The sequence below is a fragment of the Haloarcula sp. H-hyl6 genome (assembly GCF_056934455.1).
Map to the genome: position 1 here is coordinate 300761 of NZ_JBRIIK010000003.1, position 15897 is coordinate 316657.

Below are 15897 nucleotides of genomic sequence, written 5' to 3' on the forward strand. Positions count from 1 at the left end.
GTATGACCATCGATCGAACGGGAGGCGAAGCGGTGGAAACCACCGACTCCCGTAGCGTCTCTCCACAGGCCGGTCCGACTTCGCTCTCGGACGTGCTGGACGTACTCAGCGGTCGTCCCGAGCGACGCATCCTGTTTCACCTCCTCCGTGCGGACGGACCGGTGAAAGTCGAGACGCTCGCCGAACAGGTCGCTGCGAACCCAACGCCACTGCCTTCGAGCAGAGGAGAACCCCCGACCCAGGAGCCACACGACCATGACTGATCGCACCGCCTCGTCAGCGCCCGACATGGACGCGATGCTCGACGTGCTGGCCAATCGGTATCGTCGAGGGGTACTGGTCGCGTTGCTCCGGCACAATCCACAGGACGACGACGACCCCCAGATTCCCGACGATGTCGAATTCGATTCGGAGGACCTGGAAACGCTGATGGTACACATGCGCCACACCCACCTCCCAAAACTGGAGGAATCCGGGTTCATCGAGTGGGACCAAGAGACGAACACTGTACGGAAGGGCCCCCAGTTCGAGGAGATCCGGCCGCTCCTGGAGTTGATGCAGAACCACGCCGACGAACTGCCCGACGAGTGGCTCTAAGCGGTCGGGATTGTACCGTCGAAATCGATCGTATGGGCCACTCCCGGGAGTGTCCGAGAACGTATTCTCTTAGTGGATCGTGGAATTAAGGCACGCATCAAAATCATCCTCCGAGGTTGTGGGAGTTCTGATAATATATACGCACATGACGCATTCTTATTTTGAGTATCGAGTTATAGAATGTCTGTTCTGTGTGTGATTAGTCTGCTCCAACTCAACTAAACCCCTGCACTCGACTCGACAGCGTCGGTTCGGCTTTCCACCGGTGAGAATTGCGGGTTATCGTGCTCGTAGTCCACCGCCGTGGGGTGGGCAGCAATGGTTTTAATACACCATCACACACAGCTCTACCTGTCATGCAAATAGGCGTGTTAACCGTCCCGTTAGCCACCGAACCGCTTTCAGATGCTTTGTCCTATCTCGACGACATCGGCGTCGGGGCGGTGGAACTCGGCTGTGGCGGGTTCCCGGGCGATGACCACCTCCCGCGTGGGGCGTATCTGGACGACGAGGCGGCACAGGCCGACCTCCGTGACCGCCTCGACGAGTACGACATGGACGTGAGCGCGCTGGCGACGCACAACAACCCGCTCCACCCCGACGAGGAGCGGGCCAGCGAGGCCGACACCGAACTCCGGGAGGCCATCGAACTGGCCGACCAACTCGACGTGGACGCCGTCACCTGCTTCTCGGGGCTCCCCGCCGGCGGCCCGAACGACGAGGTGCCCAACTGGGTGACCGCGCCGTGGCCCGGGGAACACGCCGACGCCCACGAGTACCAGTGGGAGGTCGCCACGGAGTACTGGTCGGACCTCGCAGCACACGCCGACGCGCACGGCGTTGACGTCGCCATCGAGATGCACCCCAACATGCTGGTGTACGAACCCCACGGGATGCTGGAACTGCGGGAGGCCACGAACGACCGCATCGGCGCGAACTTCGACCCTTCGCACCTCTACTGGCAGGGCATCGACGTCACCGCCGCCATCCGCTTACTGGGAGAACACGACGCCATCCATCACGTCCACGCCAAGGACACGAAAGTCTACGAGGAGAACGCCCGCGAGAAGGGCGTCCTCGACACGTCGGGTTACACGGAGGAGGCGGACCGCTCGTGGCTGTTCCGCTCCATCGGCTACGGCCACGACGAGAGCCACTGGAAGGACGTCGTCTCCACCCTGCGAATGGTCGGCTACGACGGCGCACTCTCCATCGAACACGAGGACTCGCTCACGAGTGCGCGCGAGGGACTGGAGAAGGCCGTCGACGTCCTCGACCGCGCCGTCTTCGAAACGCAACCCGGCGACGCCTACTGGGCCGAATAACCATTCCCGACAATGACCACAGAACCACTCGACGTCGGCGTACTGGGGTATCGCTTCATGGGCAAGGCGCACGCGAACGCGTTCGCGCGCCTGCCCATGTTCTTCGAGGACGCGCCTGCAGTCAACCGGGACGTGTTGGTCGGCCGCGACGAGGACGCGCTCGCGGACGCCGCGGACAGCCTCGGGTTCCAGCGGACGGCGACGGACTGGCGCGAGGTAGTGGACGAGGTGGACGTCTTCTACAATCTGGGGCCGAACCACGTCCACGCCGAGCCCTCCATCGCGGCGCTGGAGGCCGGGACGCCAGTGTTCTGCGAGAAGCCGCTGGCTCCCACCCTCGACGACGCCGAGGCGATGGCCGACGCGGCCGCCGGTGCGGACGTGCCGGCGGGCATCGCGTTCAACTACCGGTTCATCCCGGCCATCCAGTACGCGAAGAACCTCATCGACGCCGGGGAGTTGGGCGAGATTCGCCACTTCCGCGGGCGGTACTTGCAGGACTGGCTGACCGACCCCGAGGCGCCGTGGTCGTGGCGCAACGACGCGGAGATGGCCGGCAGCGGCGCGCTCGGCGACTTGGGCGCGCACACTATCGACCTCGCACGGTTCCTCGTCGGCGACGTCGAGCGCGTGAGCGGGCACCTGCGGACGTTCGTCGACGAGCGGCCAGTCGAGGGCGGTGAGGAGACGCGGCCGGTCACGGTGGACGACGCGTATTCGGCGCAGGTCGCCTTCGAGAACGGCGTGATGGGCACCCTGGAGGCGTCGCGGTTCGCCAACGGGCACAAGAACGACCACACGATAGAGATAGAGGGGACGACGGGGAGCCTGCGGTTCTCGCTGGAACGGCTGAACGAACTGGAACTGCTGCGGGAGGACGGACGCGGGTTCGAGACGATACTGATGACCGACGCCGAGGACCCGTATCTCGACCACTGGTGGCCGCCGGGGCACGTCATCGGGTGGGAGCACACGTTCGTCCACGAGAACTACGAGTTCCTCTCGGCGGTGGCCGAAGGGGTCGACTACGAGCCCAGTTTCGCCGACGGACTCGCGGTTCAGCGGGTGTTAGACGCCGTCGAGCGGAGCGACGACCGCCGCGAGTGGGTCGACTTAGCGTAAGCGAGAGAGCAACTGTTGAAAAATTTTTAATAGTTGGAGGGTTGAGAGAGGAGTGGACACTCAGCACAAGTGTCCACGGTGACGCTACCCCCGACATGTCAGTCATGGGTTCGGTGATGTCAGTCCACCGTCCGTCACCACACTACCACCCCCCTCACCCACCGTTTTCAGTGAGTTACGGCACGAGCGACTGCTCCCTGTTCCGAAGCCAACCGCGGGGCGATATCGTATCGGCGAACCGTAAGCCGGAACGCGTCGAAGAAGCGGTGATACGATGGGGGTAGGCGGGCAGAGCTCCCCAATCGATCGTCGTGGACGGTCACTCCTTGACTGCTCCTTTGGTCAATCCGGAGATGATGTACCGCTGAGTCACCAACAGAAACACCGCGACGGGTGCGATAGTGATGACGATACCGGCCGAGAGTTCGTTCCACGCGATGTTGTACTGGCCGACGAACTCGGTAGTAGCGACGGGCAGAGTCTTCGCTTCGGTCCGGGTCAGTACGAGCGCGAAGAAGTACTCGTTCCAAGTCAGGATGAAGCTGATGATGGCGGCGGCGCCGATGCCCGGTTTGATGAGCGGGAGGTAAATGTGATAGAACGTCTGGAGGTGGGTCGCGCCGTCGACCTCCGCGGCTTCGCCGAGGCTGTCGGGGATGTCGTCGATGAACCCACGGGTGAACCAGACGATGAGCGGCAGCGTGAACACGGCGTACACGAGGCCGAGCCAGAGACTGCTATCCAGCGACCCGAGTGCGCGGAAGATGTTGAAGTACGGGATGGTCGCGACGATGGGCGGGAGCATGAAGATAGAGAGGAAGAAAAATCCCAGGTGGTGGTCGAGGTTCAGTCCGAAATCGTACCGGACGATGACGTACGTCGCGGGGATTCCCAGTAGCAAACCGACGACGACGGCGATGAGCGTCGCGACGAGACTGTTGACGACGTAGTCGAAGTACGCGCCCTGAATCAGGATGGACTCGTACGCGTCGAGCGTGACCGTCTCCGGAATCCAGATGGGTGGCAGTCGGAACGAGGCGCGTGTCGTCATTACCGACCGGGTGAGTATCCAGTAGATGGGGAACAGCGCCACGAGCGTCGCGAGTGCGACGAACAGCGTTCCGATTCTATCGAGCAGTGCGTCCGTATCGAGTGGGGATGTCGTACTCATAGTTATCTGGCCTCGTTGACTCGTGAGAGTGCGGCGATGAACACGTTGCTCACGAGGATGATGAACACCAGGAACAGGAACGACATCGCGGCCGCGTTCGCGGTGTTGAGGAACGAGAAGGCGTTCTCGTAGATAAGCATCGTGAGCGTCTTCGTCGACCCGCCGGGGCCACCGCCGGTCATCGCGAATATCTTGTCACCGCCCTTGAAAGCCATGATGAGGCGGATGAGCGCCGTCACCAGCAAAACGGGGTACAGCTGCGGAAGGATGATGTATCGGAACCGCTGGAGGCGGGTCGCCCCGTCTATCTTGGCCGCCTCGATGAGGCTCACCGGAATCGTCTGGAGGCCAGCGTATACCAGCACGAACACGAAGGGCGTCCACTGCCAGATGTCGGCAACGACGACGGTCACCATCGCCAGCTGCGGGTCACTGAGCCACACTGGTTCCGGCAGACCGATAGTGCCGAACAGGTAGTTGACGATACCGAGATTCGAACTGAAGAACCACCGGAACATCAGCCCGACGGCGAACGTACTCAGCACCATCGGCAACAGAAGGACGGTCTGGACCGATCGCTCGAACCGGTCGACGGAGTTGTACGCCATCGCGAGCGCCGTCCCGAAGAGGAGTTCAAGGCTGACCGACGGCACCGCGAACAGTAGCGTCGCGACGACGGCGTCGTGGAACGAGGGACTGAAAATCACGCCGACGTAGTTCTCAAGTCCGACGAACGCGCCGCCGACGCCCTCCGAGAGACTCAGTCTGAGGAGGAACACCATCGGGTAGACGATCCACGCGACGGCGTAGAGGAATGCCGGCAGGACCATCCCGTACTTGAATACGGTCCGACGGTCGACAGACTGCCACGTGAGTCCGCCAAGCGACGGGAGTGTGCGTGTCGACATCGACCTCAGTAGCCCTGTTCTTCTAGGAGCTGGCGGGTGTCGTCGGCGGCGTTCGACAGGGCCTTCTGTGGGTCCATGCCCTGGGTGATCGACCGGGTCAGCCACTTCTGCATCGTGCTGGACCACTCGAAGTATCCCTTGATTTTCGGTCGGCCGATGCCGTACTCCGTGAGTCCCTCGTACAGTGCCTGGAAGAACGCGGGCGAGGTCTGGAACACCTCGTTGCCGGACTGGGTGAGGTGGTCGTACGCGGACTGACGACTCGGCTGAGCCCCGTAGCGAGCGCGCTCTATCTGGACGTCCGTGCTGGAGAGCCACTCGATGAACCGCCACGCGGCGCGTTTCTTCTGCGAATTCTTCGGGATAGAGAGCGACCACGTCCCGTAGTGTGGGCGCCGGAGCATGGTTCCGGAGACATCTGACCCGGGGTACGGGGCGTACCCCACCTTACCCGCGACTTCCGACTGTTCGGGGTCGTTCGCGACGCGGGCGGTACTGGAGAACGCCTGTCCGGTGGCGAGACGTCCCTGAATGAAGTTCTGCGTGACGTCCGTCCAGTCCCAACTCGTTACGCCGTCGGGCGTGTAGTCCGCTTCGACGAGTTCCTTGTAGTACTTCAGGGTATCCACGGCGGTCTGGTTGTCGAAGACGGGGTTCCATGACTCGCTGATACCGAAGGGTGCGCCCTCGATTGTTTCGCCCTCGAAGAAGCGACCGCCGCGGGCGTACAGCATGCTCTTCCACTCGACGAGGAGCGATTCGTGCTCTTTGGCCATCATCGCCATACCGTAGCGGTTCTGGTCGGGGTCGGTCAGTTCTCGTGCGACCCGCTGGTAGTCTGCGAGGGTCTGTGGCGGCGAGAGTCCGGCCCCGTCGTACAGGTCTTTCCGGTAGTACAGCGTGAGGACGTTGGGCTGATACGGGATGCCCATTACGTTGCCCGCGTCGAGGTTCAGGTAGTCGTCGGGGGTCCCCCAGACGACGGTGTCGTCCCAGACGCGCTGGAGGAAGTCCGACTGGGGCAGGTCGCTCTGAGCGAGGCGGTCGTTCAGCGGCTGGATCCAGTCGTTACTGACGAACGCGGGCCAGTACGGGACGTCGACGTCGATGACGTCGTAGCTCCCGGAGGAGCCTTCCAGCGACGTGAACTGTTTGGAGATGAGGTCGCCGTAGGGTGCCGTCTCCAAGTTGACGGTGATGCCCGTCTCTTCCTCGAACTGTGGGAGGACCTGCCGGGTCGCCTCCGCCTGCGCGGCGGCGTACTCCAGCATGTTGATGGTCGTCCCTGCGAGGTCTTCGTCGCCGCCGTCGGTAACGGTTCCGCCCGTCTCCGTCCCTCCATTGCCGCCACCGCTCCCGCCGTCTCCCCAACCGATACACCCCGAGAGGAGTGCTGCCGCGCCAGCGGCGCCGCCTTTCAGAAACGTCCGGCGGTGGCTGGCGGTAGTCCGCGTCGTACTCTCTACTGTGTGCTGGCTGTCACTGCGACGCATACCATATTGGTGCAAGTATTAGTATATAATCGTTTGGGTACAATTCTGACCATTGGCAAATATTTAAATATGATGAGTTAGCATCTCATACGTGCGATGGTTCGACTAGGCATCAACACCTGGCTGTACGCTAGTTTCCCAGTGTGGACACCGAGTTACACGCTGGAAGACGCGATCGACCACGTCGACGACGCGGGGTTCGACTCTATAGAGTTCGGCGCCGCGTCGCCACACGCGTGGCCGCAGTACATGAACGACGAACGAAAGGCATCGATTCAGGAACGACTGGACGCGAGTGACCTGACGGTTTCGAGCATCTGCCCGGCGCTGGGCGGTGGGCCCGGTCCCAACCCGGCCAGCCCGCTCGAAGAAGAGCGGGAGGCGGCCCGCGAGCACTACATGGGTTGTCTCGACGTCGCCGAGGCCTTCGATAGCGACACGGTCATCTGGGTCGGCGGGTGGCGGCTGCAGGGCCAACGGTTCGAGGACGCGTGGGCCAACCAGCGTGCGATCCTCGAAGACGTCCTCGAAGCCGCCGAGAGTAGCGGCAAAACGATCGCGATCGAGGCCAACGCCGCCGACGTCAACCTCATCGAGACGACTCAACAGCAGTTACGACTGTTAGACGAGGTCGACTCCCCCAGCGCGGCGGCGATGATGGACACCGCACACGCCGCCCACCGCGGGGAATCCCCGGCCGCGTACGTCGAGGAACTGGGCAGCGACCTCGCACACCTGCATCTCGCCGACACCGACCGGCTCCCGCCGGGCGAGGGCGATCTCTCCTTCCGTGCGATGTTCGACAAGTTGGACGACGTCGGCTACGACGGTCACTACACGGCAGAGATATTCGGCGGCCATCTCGACCCCGACGAGGCGGCACTGACCACTCGCGAGAACCTCTCGGCGATGCTGGAGTGACCCATGGCGTCTGTCACTGTCGACCGGATGACGAAAGTGTACGACGACGACGGTGCAGACATCGTCGCCGTCTCCGACCTCGACATCGAGATACGTGACGGTGAGTTCCTCGTCCTCGTCGGGCCGTCGGGCTGTGGGAAGTCGACGACCCTGCGGTGTATCGCCGGCCTCGAATCCGTGAGTGAGGGGACCATCGCTATCGGAGACGACGTGGTCACGGGGAAGAGTCCTCGTGAGCGCAACATCGCGATGGTGTTCCAGAACTACGCGCTGTACCCTCACATGACCGCTCGAGAGAACATGTCGTTCGGCCTGAAGATGTCCGGCGAGTACACTGACCGCGAAATCGCAAACCGCGTCGAGTCCGCAGCCGAGTTGATGGGCATCGAACCGTTACTGGAGAAGCGGCCGGGCGAACTCTCCGGCGGCCAGCAACAGCGCGTCGCGCTCGGACGGGCAATCGTCCGCGACCCGGCGGTGTTTCTGATGGACGAGCCGTTGTCGAATCTGGACGCGAAGCTCCGGACACAGATGCGGACCGAACTCCAGAGCCTCCAGTCGGAACTGGGGACGACGACCATCTACGTGACCCACGACCAGACGGAAGCGATGACGATGGCGGACCGAATCGCCATCCTCGACGACGGCGAACTGCAGCAGATAGGGTCACCGCTGGAGTGTTACTACGCGCCGGCGAACCGATTCGTCGCGGGGTTCATCGGGTCGCCGTCGATGAATTTCCTCGACGTGACCGTCGACAACGAGACGCTTCGACACGATTCGTTCACCTTGCCGGTCACGCCGTCGCTCACCGACACGGTCGGTGGGATGCAGTCAGTCACGCTCGGTATCCGGCCCGAAGACGTCACCCTGGAGACGGGGCCGGCCGAGGATGCCGACGCTATCGAGGCGACGGTGGACGTCGTGGAACCGATGGGTGACCTCTCGTACGTCTATCTGACCGTCGGCAGGACGGCGATTACCGCCACAGTCGAGGGCGAACGGGTGTTCGCCGCCGGAGAGACTGTCACGATGCGGTTCCCCGACGACCGACTCCACCTCTTCGAGACGGAGACGGGCGAGGCGGTGCGGACGCGGGCCGTCCCCGAGGACAGGTCGGTTCAGGGCGGCGGAATCGCAGGCTGACCCACATCGGTTTTTTATGCCCTCACGTAATCCGTAGCGACGCAGATTCCCGGTGCGCGCGCAGTTCGTCTAACGGACTGCACGAGGAACGCCAGCCGCAGCTTCCCCTGAGACGGAACAGCCGGCCCGCACAACCTGATAGAGCAGGGGTTCGCGAGCAGCGAACCGGAGCCAGGGGGACTCATAGCCACCGGAACACGTGACACGACCGGAGGCCTCCGTGATACGACACCGATCCGGTGAAACTACGCCTCGACGAACCGTGCTAGTCGTTTCCTCGCAGAGAACGCTGTCGTGTCGTTGACTCCGAGTGGAAGGCGGTGAGTCGAGGGAGCGATGAGTATCACTGCCGTCTCAACGATGAAGAATAACGCAAGTACATATGTTAGTACAACTGTCGAACCACACTCGAAGTCGGATAACGAACGTACCACTGTTACAGTGAGGGTAGGACACGGCGTTCGCTGGGAGGAAAAACGGTAGCAGACGGTTCAGAAGAGGGCGTTACTGGTCGAAATAGGCCGCAATCTCTTCTGGGGGGTCGGTCTGGAAGTACGTCGGATACAGGTCGAGTAGGTTGTCGCGGTGGATAGGGAGGACACCAGACGCGATGAACGGAGGGGTGCTGTTCGCCAGCAGCGAATTCGCGATCATGTCTGCCTCGATTCGGCCCTGTTGATACGGGAACTGTGCACCAGTCGCTTTGATGGGACCGTCTTTAGCGATGTTCGTCGCCATATCCTTACTCAGCCCCGTTGTGGTGATGACGAGGTCGTCCATGCCGCGGTCGAGTGCCGCGTCGGCCGCCTGAATTCCCGGCGGGTCACCCCAACTGACGAACAGCCCGTCTAAATCCGGGTTCGTCGAGAGGAGGTCGCTGGCGACGTCGTATACCTCGTCGGGGTCGGTGAAGCCTCCCCTGGCGACGATGGCCACGTCCTCGGCGGGTTCGAGCACGTCACGGACGCCCTGTTCGCGCGCCGACGTAACGTAGAAGGGTGCGTCGAAGGTGATGAGCCCGACAGTTCCGGCGCCGACTCTGTCACGGAGGTGTCGACCGGCGAAGATGCCGAGCCCCTGATTGTCCGAAGATACAGTCCCTGCGTAGTCCCGGGGGTGTTCGAACCCTTGCGGGACATTGTCGATGAAGACTATCGACGTCCCGGCAGCGGCAACGTTGCGGTACGCGTTGGCGGTTGCAACCTGGTCAATGGGGATAGAGACCAGTGCGTCGACGTCTTTCATAGCGAGCCGATTGAGGATATCCACCTGTTTGCTCGCATCGAACTCCGACCCGTATATTCCCTCGACGTGGATGTCGAGTTCCTCAAACCGTTCTGTGAGTCCGTCCAACTGTAACCGGACGTAATCCGTCTTGAGGTAGTGGAAGACGATGGCGACGTTGTGGTCCGCCGCCCGAAGGCGCTCGATGTCCCGGTCTGAGAGGACCACATCCTCTGCCGGCGACGGGTCGTCACCCGTCGGACCTTTCCCGACTGGGTTACCAGACAGAATTGTTTTCATTGTCACACACCAGTTCGTCGTCGGTAATAGTATTTGTGGACGGCCGAGTCCTGAGCGGGGAGGTGGGTCTCGACGTTCCCGCGTAGCCGCCTGTACGACAAACTGGAAGATGCTACACGTGGCGGAACAATAATTATAAATATGAGGGGCAGAAACAGGTGGTTGGAGTGCCAACATGACAAGTCAGAAGAACCGTCGAGCGTTTCTGAAAGGGATCGGAGCGGCCGGTCTCGGTATCGGTCTTGCGGGGTGTAGTGGTGATGGCGGCGGTGGTGGCGGAAGCAACGGTACCACGGGAGATAGTAACTCGGGCACCACTTCCGATGGCGGCAGTTCCAACCAGGTCCCGCCGTTCGATCTCGATACTATCGATCCCGATGGACTCGTCGGGCAGGGGCCCTACGGAGAAGAGGCGGCCGCTCCCGAGTCTGTCGCACTTTCGGATGCTGAAGTTTCGGAGGTTAAGAACCAGGGCTTCAACGTGGAAATCGTGTTCCACTACAAGGGCGACACGTGGGTCCGACTCCAGCGCGAGGCCATCAAGAAGCGGGCCGGCGAGCTGGGAATGAACATCACGGGCATCCATTATCCCGATTTCTCCGCACAGAAGCAGAGTAACGTTCTCGAAACGGTCGCCGAGAAGGACAACGTCGACGGCGTGTTCTCGATTCCGGTCGACACGGCGGCGACGACGGACGCGTATCAGGCAGTCCTCGATGCGGGTAAGGAAATCGTCTTCATGGACAACGTCGCCGAGGGGTTCCAACACCCCGACGACTACGCCGGCCTCGTCGCGGCCGACAACCGGGGCATGGGAACCATTGGCGGTCGGATGATGACTGAACTCGTCGACTCGGGGAAGATAATTTTCCTCGAGTTCGACGTGCCGTTCTACGTCGTCGACGAACGTGAGACCGGAGCCAAACAAGTCCTGGAGGAGAGTGGGAATTACGACGTGAAGACCTACGGGTTCACCGACCCGGGGAAAGTCTTGCAGGTCGCACAGGACGCGCTCACCTCGAACCCCGACGCCGCAGGACTCTGGGCACCGTGGGTGGACGCACCGGGCGCACAGGCCATCCAGGCCATCCGACAGTCGAACATGAACATCCCGGTCACGTCCTGTGACCTCGGAGAACGGAGTGCCGTGTTGATGGCCGAGCAGTCACCGCTCAAGGGCGTCGGTTCCCAACAACCGTACGCACAGGGACTCACCGAGGTGGACGTGATGGCCAAAGCCCTCCTCGGGAAGGAGACGCCACCGTACATCGGCCTCCCCTCTCCACCAGTCGCACGGCAGAACCTGCTCGAGATGTACCCCGAGATACTCAAAGAAGAGCCACCGGAGACGGTCACATCACAGTTCCAGTGAGTACATACTGATGGCGACAACATCAACCTCGGACATCGGGCAACTGATCAGCGATCGGATCGGCCGGTTCGGCGAACTCGCGCTCCTGACCGGCGCTATCGTGCTCCTCGGAGCGCTCTTCACTGCGACGAGTCCAGTGTTCTTCTCCGTCGGGAACTTCGTGAACATCATCCGGCAGACGGCCATCGTCATCGTTCTCGGGCTTGGGATGACCTACGTCATCATCAGTGCGGAGATAGACGTCTCTATCGGTGGCGTGATGGCCCTGAGTGCTGTCTCGGCCGGGCTGGTCATCAACGCCGTCGGCCCGCTCGCGGGGGCCGTCGTCGGGTTGCTGGTCGGCTTCGGGTTCGGGATAGCGAACGGTCTCGTGACGATTCGATTCGGCATCCCGTCGTTCATCGTGACTATCGGGACGCTGGGTATCGCACGCGGGGCCGCGTTCATCGTCTCTCAGCAAAAGCCTATCATCGTCAGGAACGCCGCTTTCGAGTCGGTGTTCGGAGGGATGGTCGGTCCGGTTCCCGCACTCATCCTGTGGGCGCTGGGTCTGGCGATCGTCGCCGGAATCGCACTCTGGCGAACCCGGTTCGGCCGACACGTCTACGCGACCGGGGACTCGGAGCAGGCAGCTCGATACTCGGGTATCAACACCGACCGCGTGAAGATAATGACGCTGGCGCTGGCGGGACTGGCCGCCGGTATCGCCGGTCTGCTGTTCATCGGTCGACTCGGTGCGGCCCGTGCCGACATGGCGTCGGGCATCGAACTCGCGGTCATCGCTGCGGTTATCATCGGTGGGACCTCACTGTTCGGTGGCCGTGGGAGCATCGTCGGGACGATACTCGGTGCGTTGCTCATCAGCGTCATCGACAACGGCCTCACGCTACTGGGCTTTGGCTCTAGCTGGCAACAGCTAATCCGTGGCGTCGTCATCATCGCAGCCGTCGCGCTCCGCGACAGAGACGAGGAGGGGAGCTTCCTATGAGTTCCGTCATCGAACTAGAGCACATCTCGAAACAGTTCGGACAGATTCAGGCGCTGGAGGACGTCTCGTTCGGTATCGAGGAGAACGAGGTCCTCGCACTCGTCGGCGACAACGGCGCCGGCAAGTCGACCCTCATCAAGATAATCAGCGGCGTCCTCCAGCAGACCAGCGGAAGCATCTACATCCGGGGCGAGCAGGCAGACATCGGGAACTACAACGATGCCGAGGCTCGTGGCATCGAAACAGTCTATCAGGACCTCGCCATCGCCCCGAACCGGACGGTCGCACAGAACATCTTCCTCGGCAACGAGATACTTGAGAGTGGCCCGTTGGGCAAGTTACTCCGGTTCGTCGACGACGACGCGATGGAGCGTGAGGCGTCGGAACTGCTCGCACGTCTTGAACTGGACCTGAACCCGGGCAGTGCAGTCAAGAACTTCTCCGGCGGTGAGCAACAGAGCGTCGCCATCGCACGTGCGCTCCAATCAGACCCGGACATCGTCATCCTCGACGAGCCGACCAGCGCGCTCTCGCTGGACGCGACCCAGCGCGTGCTGGACCTCATCAAACGCCTCAACGAGCAGGACGTGACGATCATCTTCATCAGTCACAACCTCGAGGCGGTGTTCGACGTGGCCGACCGGGCCGCGATTCTCGCGTCCGGCCGACTCGTCGGCGTCGAAGACCTTACCGACGTGACCGAGGACGAACTCGTGGGGATGATGATGGGGCGCGCCCGTCAGTCGGCCGACTAACAACGAATCGACACGTAACAGAACTATCAAAAAACTAATAAATATGTACACGAAACACGAAGGTGACTACCTATGAAAGGAGTCGTACTACCAGGCGATAAGGAAGCACACGTACAGGACTGGGACAACCAACCGCTCGGCCCGGACGAGGTACGCGTCGACATCGGTGCGGCGGCGCTCTGTCGGAGCGACATGAGCCTCTACAACGGAAACCCGCTTGTTGGGAGTAAGCCCGCGGGTGCGGTCGTCCCCGGCCACGAACCTGCGGGTACAATCTCGGAAGTGGGCGACAACGTCGACCACCTCTCCGAGGGCGACCGCGTCGCCATCAACTGCTTCGCGGGGTGTGAACACTGCGAGTACTGCCTGCAGGGCGAACCGAATCTCTGCCCAGACGTCGAGATTCTGGGGTTCGACCGCCACGGTGGCGACGCCGAGGAACTCGTCACGCCAGCCTCGACTTGCCACCCGATGCCAGACGAGATGAGTATGGGGGTCGGCGCCATCGCGACGGACGCTCTGGGCAACCTCTGGAGCACACTCAACGAGTGCAACGTCAACGGCACGGATACCGTCGGCATCATCGGTCTCGGACCGATGGGCCTCGCCGGCGTGCTCAACGCCGACGCGATGGGGGCCGACGTCGTCGCGTACGAACTCGTCGACCATCGGCGGGAGAAAGGCCTGGATCTCGGTGCCGAGTACGCCGTCGACCCCGGGGAGGAAGACGCGCAGGAACGGACCGACGAAATTACGAACGGGCGCGGACTCGATGTCGTCGTCGACTGTTCGGGCGCGCAACCGGGTATCGAGATGGGCTTCGGTCTGGTGAAGAAACACGGTACGTTCGCCCAGATCGGCGAGACGGACGAAGTGACGCTCAACCCCAGCGAGGACCTTATCCACAAGAAGGTCGACTACATGGGGTCGTGGTACTTCCGAAGCTACGAATGGCCCGAAATCGCGGAGTTCATCGTCGAGAAGATCGGTAACGACCGCGCAGAAGAGATAATCTCCCACGAGTACCAACTCGAGGAGGAGAAGGTCCAAGAGGCGTTCAGGAAGTTCGACAACCACGAGACTCAGAAGGTCATCTTCACGCCGTAATCGACGGTAGGCCGCTCTGGGCGGCGGTACCGTGTCGCCGTAGAAGTTCGTAGTGTGGCGATCCGGTTTCGAATTCTCGACCGGCCACGGACCGAACGTGTTTTTGTGGTGCCATCTCGCACGGTATAAGGTCACACAGCGCTAACAGTGGACCAGATACGGTCCCAGACGACGTAGTGACGCTCGAACAGGACGACAGCGTGTGGTGGTTCGTCGGCCCCGACGGAGACCGATTCGTCTCTCTCGGGGTCAACCACGTCGAGCCACATCTGTGGCTCGGGTCGTACAGCGAGCGCGAGACGGTCGAACGGACGATACTGACGGCACTGGTCGGGGTGGCAGGGTCCGAACGCAACCCGTCGCAGATCTGCTAGCGGGCAGATATTGCCCTCGAAACCGTCTACGAACACGTCGACACACTGGAGGACGCCGGTCTAGTTCGCTATACGTACGTTGTCGGTAACAGTTCATTGTACGAGGTTGAACAATCCACCCTCGCCGATGGACTGCGTACGCTCGTGACGGACGACTTCTGACGGATATGATCACGTTTCTCTTCCTGTCCACCGACACCGTCCGGGGTATAGACGACCGACGGCGACCACGACAGACCCGTCAGTAGAGGTCTTCGGGGATGTGTGACCCCTCTTCGAGTGGGTCACGAGATTCGAGCGAGAACTTGACTTCGACGAAGTTCTTCGTCTGCCTGACCAGCGCCGGAACCTCTTCGGTGAAGTGGTCCTCTGTCAACAAGGAAAGGGGGCCAGAGACGGCGACGGCGCCGACGACGCCGCCGTTCTCCGATAGGATGGGAGCACCGACGCCGCGCATCCCCGGAACGTTCTCCTCGTCCTCGAACGCGATGCCTTCCTGTCGAATGGTCTGGAGTTCGTCCTCCAACGTCTCTCGGTCCGTAATCGTGTTCTCGGTTTTCCCGGTCAGCGTACCGTCTAGCAACCGGTCACGCTTCGCGTCGGACAGCCGGGAAAGGATTGCTTTCCCCGCGGCAGAGCTGTGGAGCGTAATCTGCTTCCCGACGCTGAGGTTCGGCACCACGGAATCTTCACCGTCGGCGGTGTGGATACAGTACGCGTACTCCGAGTCCATCGCGGTGAGGTAGGCGAAGTAGTTGCTCTTCTCGGCCAGTTTGTCCACTTCGTCGGCCCCGATGGCGTACAACTGGCTGTTCGTCTTGACGTACTCACCCAGCAGGAGGAATCGGAAACTCAACCGGTATTCCGTCTGCTGTTTCGTCACCATCCCCGTTTTGACCAGTGTCGAGAGCTGTTTGTAAACGCCGCTCTTAGACATCCCCAGATACTCCGATAGTTCTGTGACGCCCGCTCCGTCAAGATCTTTGAGCGCGTTGAGGACACCGACCGCCCGCTCGACGGCTTCGACCGTTTCAGCGGGCCGCGTGTCGTTGTCCATGATGTATCGAAATTTGACTGCCGGACTACTTAGACGT

At 61.8% G+C, this 15897-nt stretch carries 16 protein-coding genes; 11 read left to right on the plus strand and 5 right to left on the minus strand.

The window, feature by feature from the left end; all coding sequences use genetic code 11:
* Positions 1 to 2: 2 nt before the first annotated feature.
* The 4 genes from Hhyl6_RS19840 (at position 3) to Hhyl6_RS19855 (ending at position 3044) form a co-directional block, all read left to right on the plus strand.
* Entirely contained in the window at positions 3 to 263 is a 261-nt protein-coding gene (locus tag Hhyl6_RS19840; protein WP_483740984.1) for a hypothetical protein, read from the plus strand.
* The gene (locus Hhyl6_RS19845; RefSeq protein WP_483740985.1) at positions 256 to 597 is read left to right on the plus strand and encodes a DUF7344 domain-containing protein; all 342 of its coding nucleotides are present in this window, start codon (positions 256 to 258) and stop codon (positions 595 to 597) included. Before Hhyl6_RS19840 ends, Hhyl6_RS19845 begins: the two co-directional genes overlap by 8 nt.
* Before the next feature lie 356 nt (positions 598 to 953).
* Positions 954 to 1922: a sugar phosphate isomerase/epimerase family protein gene (locus Hhyl6_RS19850; RefSeq protein ID WP_483740986.1), complete on the plus strand. Its 969-nt coding sequence runs from the start codon at positions 954 to 956 to the stop codon at positions 1920 to 1922.
* Positions 1923 to 1934: 12 nt separating this feature from the next.
* Entirely contained in the window at positions 1935 to 3044 is a 1110-nt protein-coding gene (locus Hhyl6_RS19855) for a Gfo/Idh/MocA family protein (protein ID WP_483740987.1), read from the plus strand.
* Positions 3045 to 3363: 319 nt separating this feature from the next.
* Here Hhyl6_RS19855 and Hhyl6_RS19860 read toward each other — a convergent pair whose 3' ends face one another.
* The 3 genes from Hhyl6_RS19860 to Hhyl6_RS19870 are packed head-to-tail and all read right to left on the minus strand — an operon-like array spanning position 3364 to position 6616.
* Positions 3364 to 4215, minus strand: a complete 852-nt coding sequence (locus tag Hhyl6_RS19860) for a carbohydrate ABC transporter permease (RefSeq protein ID WP_483740988.1) — start codon at positions 4213 to 4215, stop codon at positions 3364 to 3366.
* Positions 4216 to 4217: 2 nt separating this feature from the next.
* Complete coding sequence (locus Hhyl6_RS19865) at positions 4218 to 5123, minus strand: carbohydrate ABC transporter permease (protein WP_483740989.1); 906 nt, start codon at positions 5121 to 5123, stop codon at positions 4218 to 4220.
* A 5-nt stretch (positions 5124 to 5128) separates the two neighbouring features.
* Positions 5129 to 6616 carry an ABC transporter substrate-binding protein gene (locus tag Hhyl6_RS19870; protein WP_483740990.1) on the minus strand — a complete coding sequence of 496 codons (1488 nt, stop codon included), beginning with the start codon at positions 6614 to 6616 and terminating at the stop codon, positions 5129 to 5131.
* A 96-nt stretch (positions 6617 to 6712) separates the two neighbouring features.
* On the opposite strand from Hhyl6_RS19870, the gene Hhyl6_RS19875 reads away from it, so the two are divergent.
* Together Hhyl6_RS19875 and Hhyl6_RS19880 are read left to right on the plus strand one after the other, a co-directional pair.
* Entirely contained in the window at positions 6713 to 7537 is an 825-nt protein-coding gene (locus tag Hhyl6_RS19875; protein WP_483740991.1) for a sugar phosphate isomerase/epimerase family protein, read from the plus strand.
* 3 nt (positions 7538 to 7540) lie between these two features.
* Positions 7541 to 8683: an ABC transporter ATP-binding protein gene (locus Hhyl6_RS19880; RefSeq protein ID WP_483740992.1), complete on the plus strand. Its 1143-nt coding sequence runs from the start codon at positions 7541 to 7543 to the stop codon at positions 8681 to 8683.
* Positions 8684 to 9187: 504 nt separating this feature from the next.
* On the opposite strand, the gene Hhyl6_RS19885 is transcribed toward Hhyl6_RS19880, so the two are convergent.
* On the minus strand, positions 9188 to 10207 hold the full coding sequence (locus tag Hhyl6_RS19885; RefSeq protein WP_483740993.1) for a substrate-binding domain-containing protein: 1020 nt from the start codon (positions 10205 to 10207) through the stop codon (positions 9188 to 9190).
* Between the two features lie 481 nt (positions 10208 to 10688).
* On the opposite strand from Hhyl6_RS19885, the gene Hhyl6_RS19890 reads away from it, so the two are divergent.
* The 5 genes from Hhyl6_RS19890 to Hhyl6_RS19910 all read left to right on the plus strand — a co-directional run bounded on the left by Hhyl6_RS19890 (position 10689) and on the right by Hhyl6_RS19910 (position 14803).
* Entirely contained in the window at positions 10689 to 11579 is an 891-nt protein-coding gene (locus Hhyl6_RS19890; protein ID WP_483740994.1) for a substrate-binding domain-containing protein, read from the plus strand.
* A gap of 10 nt (positions 11580 to 11589) precedes the next feature.
* Entirely contained in the window at positions 11590 to 12567 is a 978-nt protein-coding gene (locus Hhyl6_RS19895) for an ABC transporter permease (RefSeq protein WP_483740995.1), read from the plus strand.
* The gene (locus Hhyl6_RS19900; protein WP_483740996.1) at positions 12564 to 13322 is read left to right on the plus strand and encodes an ATP-binding cassette domain-containing protein; all 759 of its coding nucleotides are present in this window, start codon (positions 12564 to 12566) and stop codon (positions 13320 to 13322) included. The genes Hhyl6_RS19895 and Hhyl6_RS19900 overlap by 4 nt, the downstream gene beginning before the upstream one ends.
* Positions 13323 to 13394: 72 nt before the next feature.
* Positions 13395 to 14429, plus strand: a complete 1035-nt coding sequence (locus tag Hhyl6_RS19905; protein WP_483740997.1) for a zinc-dependent alcohol dehydrogenase — start codon at positions 13395 to 13397, stop codon at positions 14427 to 14429.
* A 176-nt stretch (positions 14430 to 14605) separates the two neighbouring features.
* Positions 14606 to 14803 (plus strand): hypothetical protein, encoded by a 198-nt coding sequence (locus Hhyl6_RS19910; RefSeq protein ID WP_483740998.1) that lies wholly within the window; start codon positions 14606 to 14608, stop codon positions 14801 to 14803.
* Positions 14804 to 15044: 241 nt separating this feature from the next.
* Here Hhyl6_RS19910 and Hhyl6_RS19915 read toward each other — a convergent pair whose 3' ends face one another.
* On the minus strand, positions 15045 to 15860 hold the full coding sequence (locus tag Hhyl6_RS19915) for an IclR family transcriptional regulator (protein ID WP_483740999.1): 816 nt from the start codon (positions 15858 to 15860) through the stop codon (positions 15045 to 15047).
* Positions 15861 to 15897 lie beyond the last annotated feature (37 nt).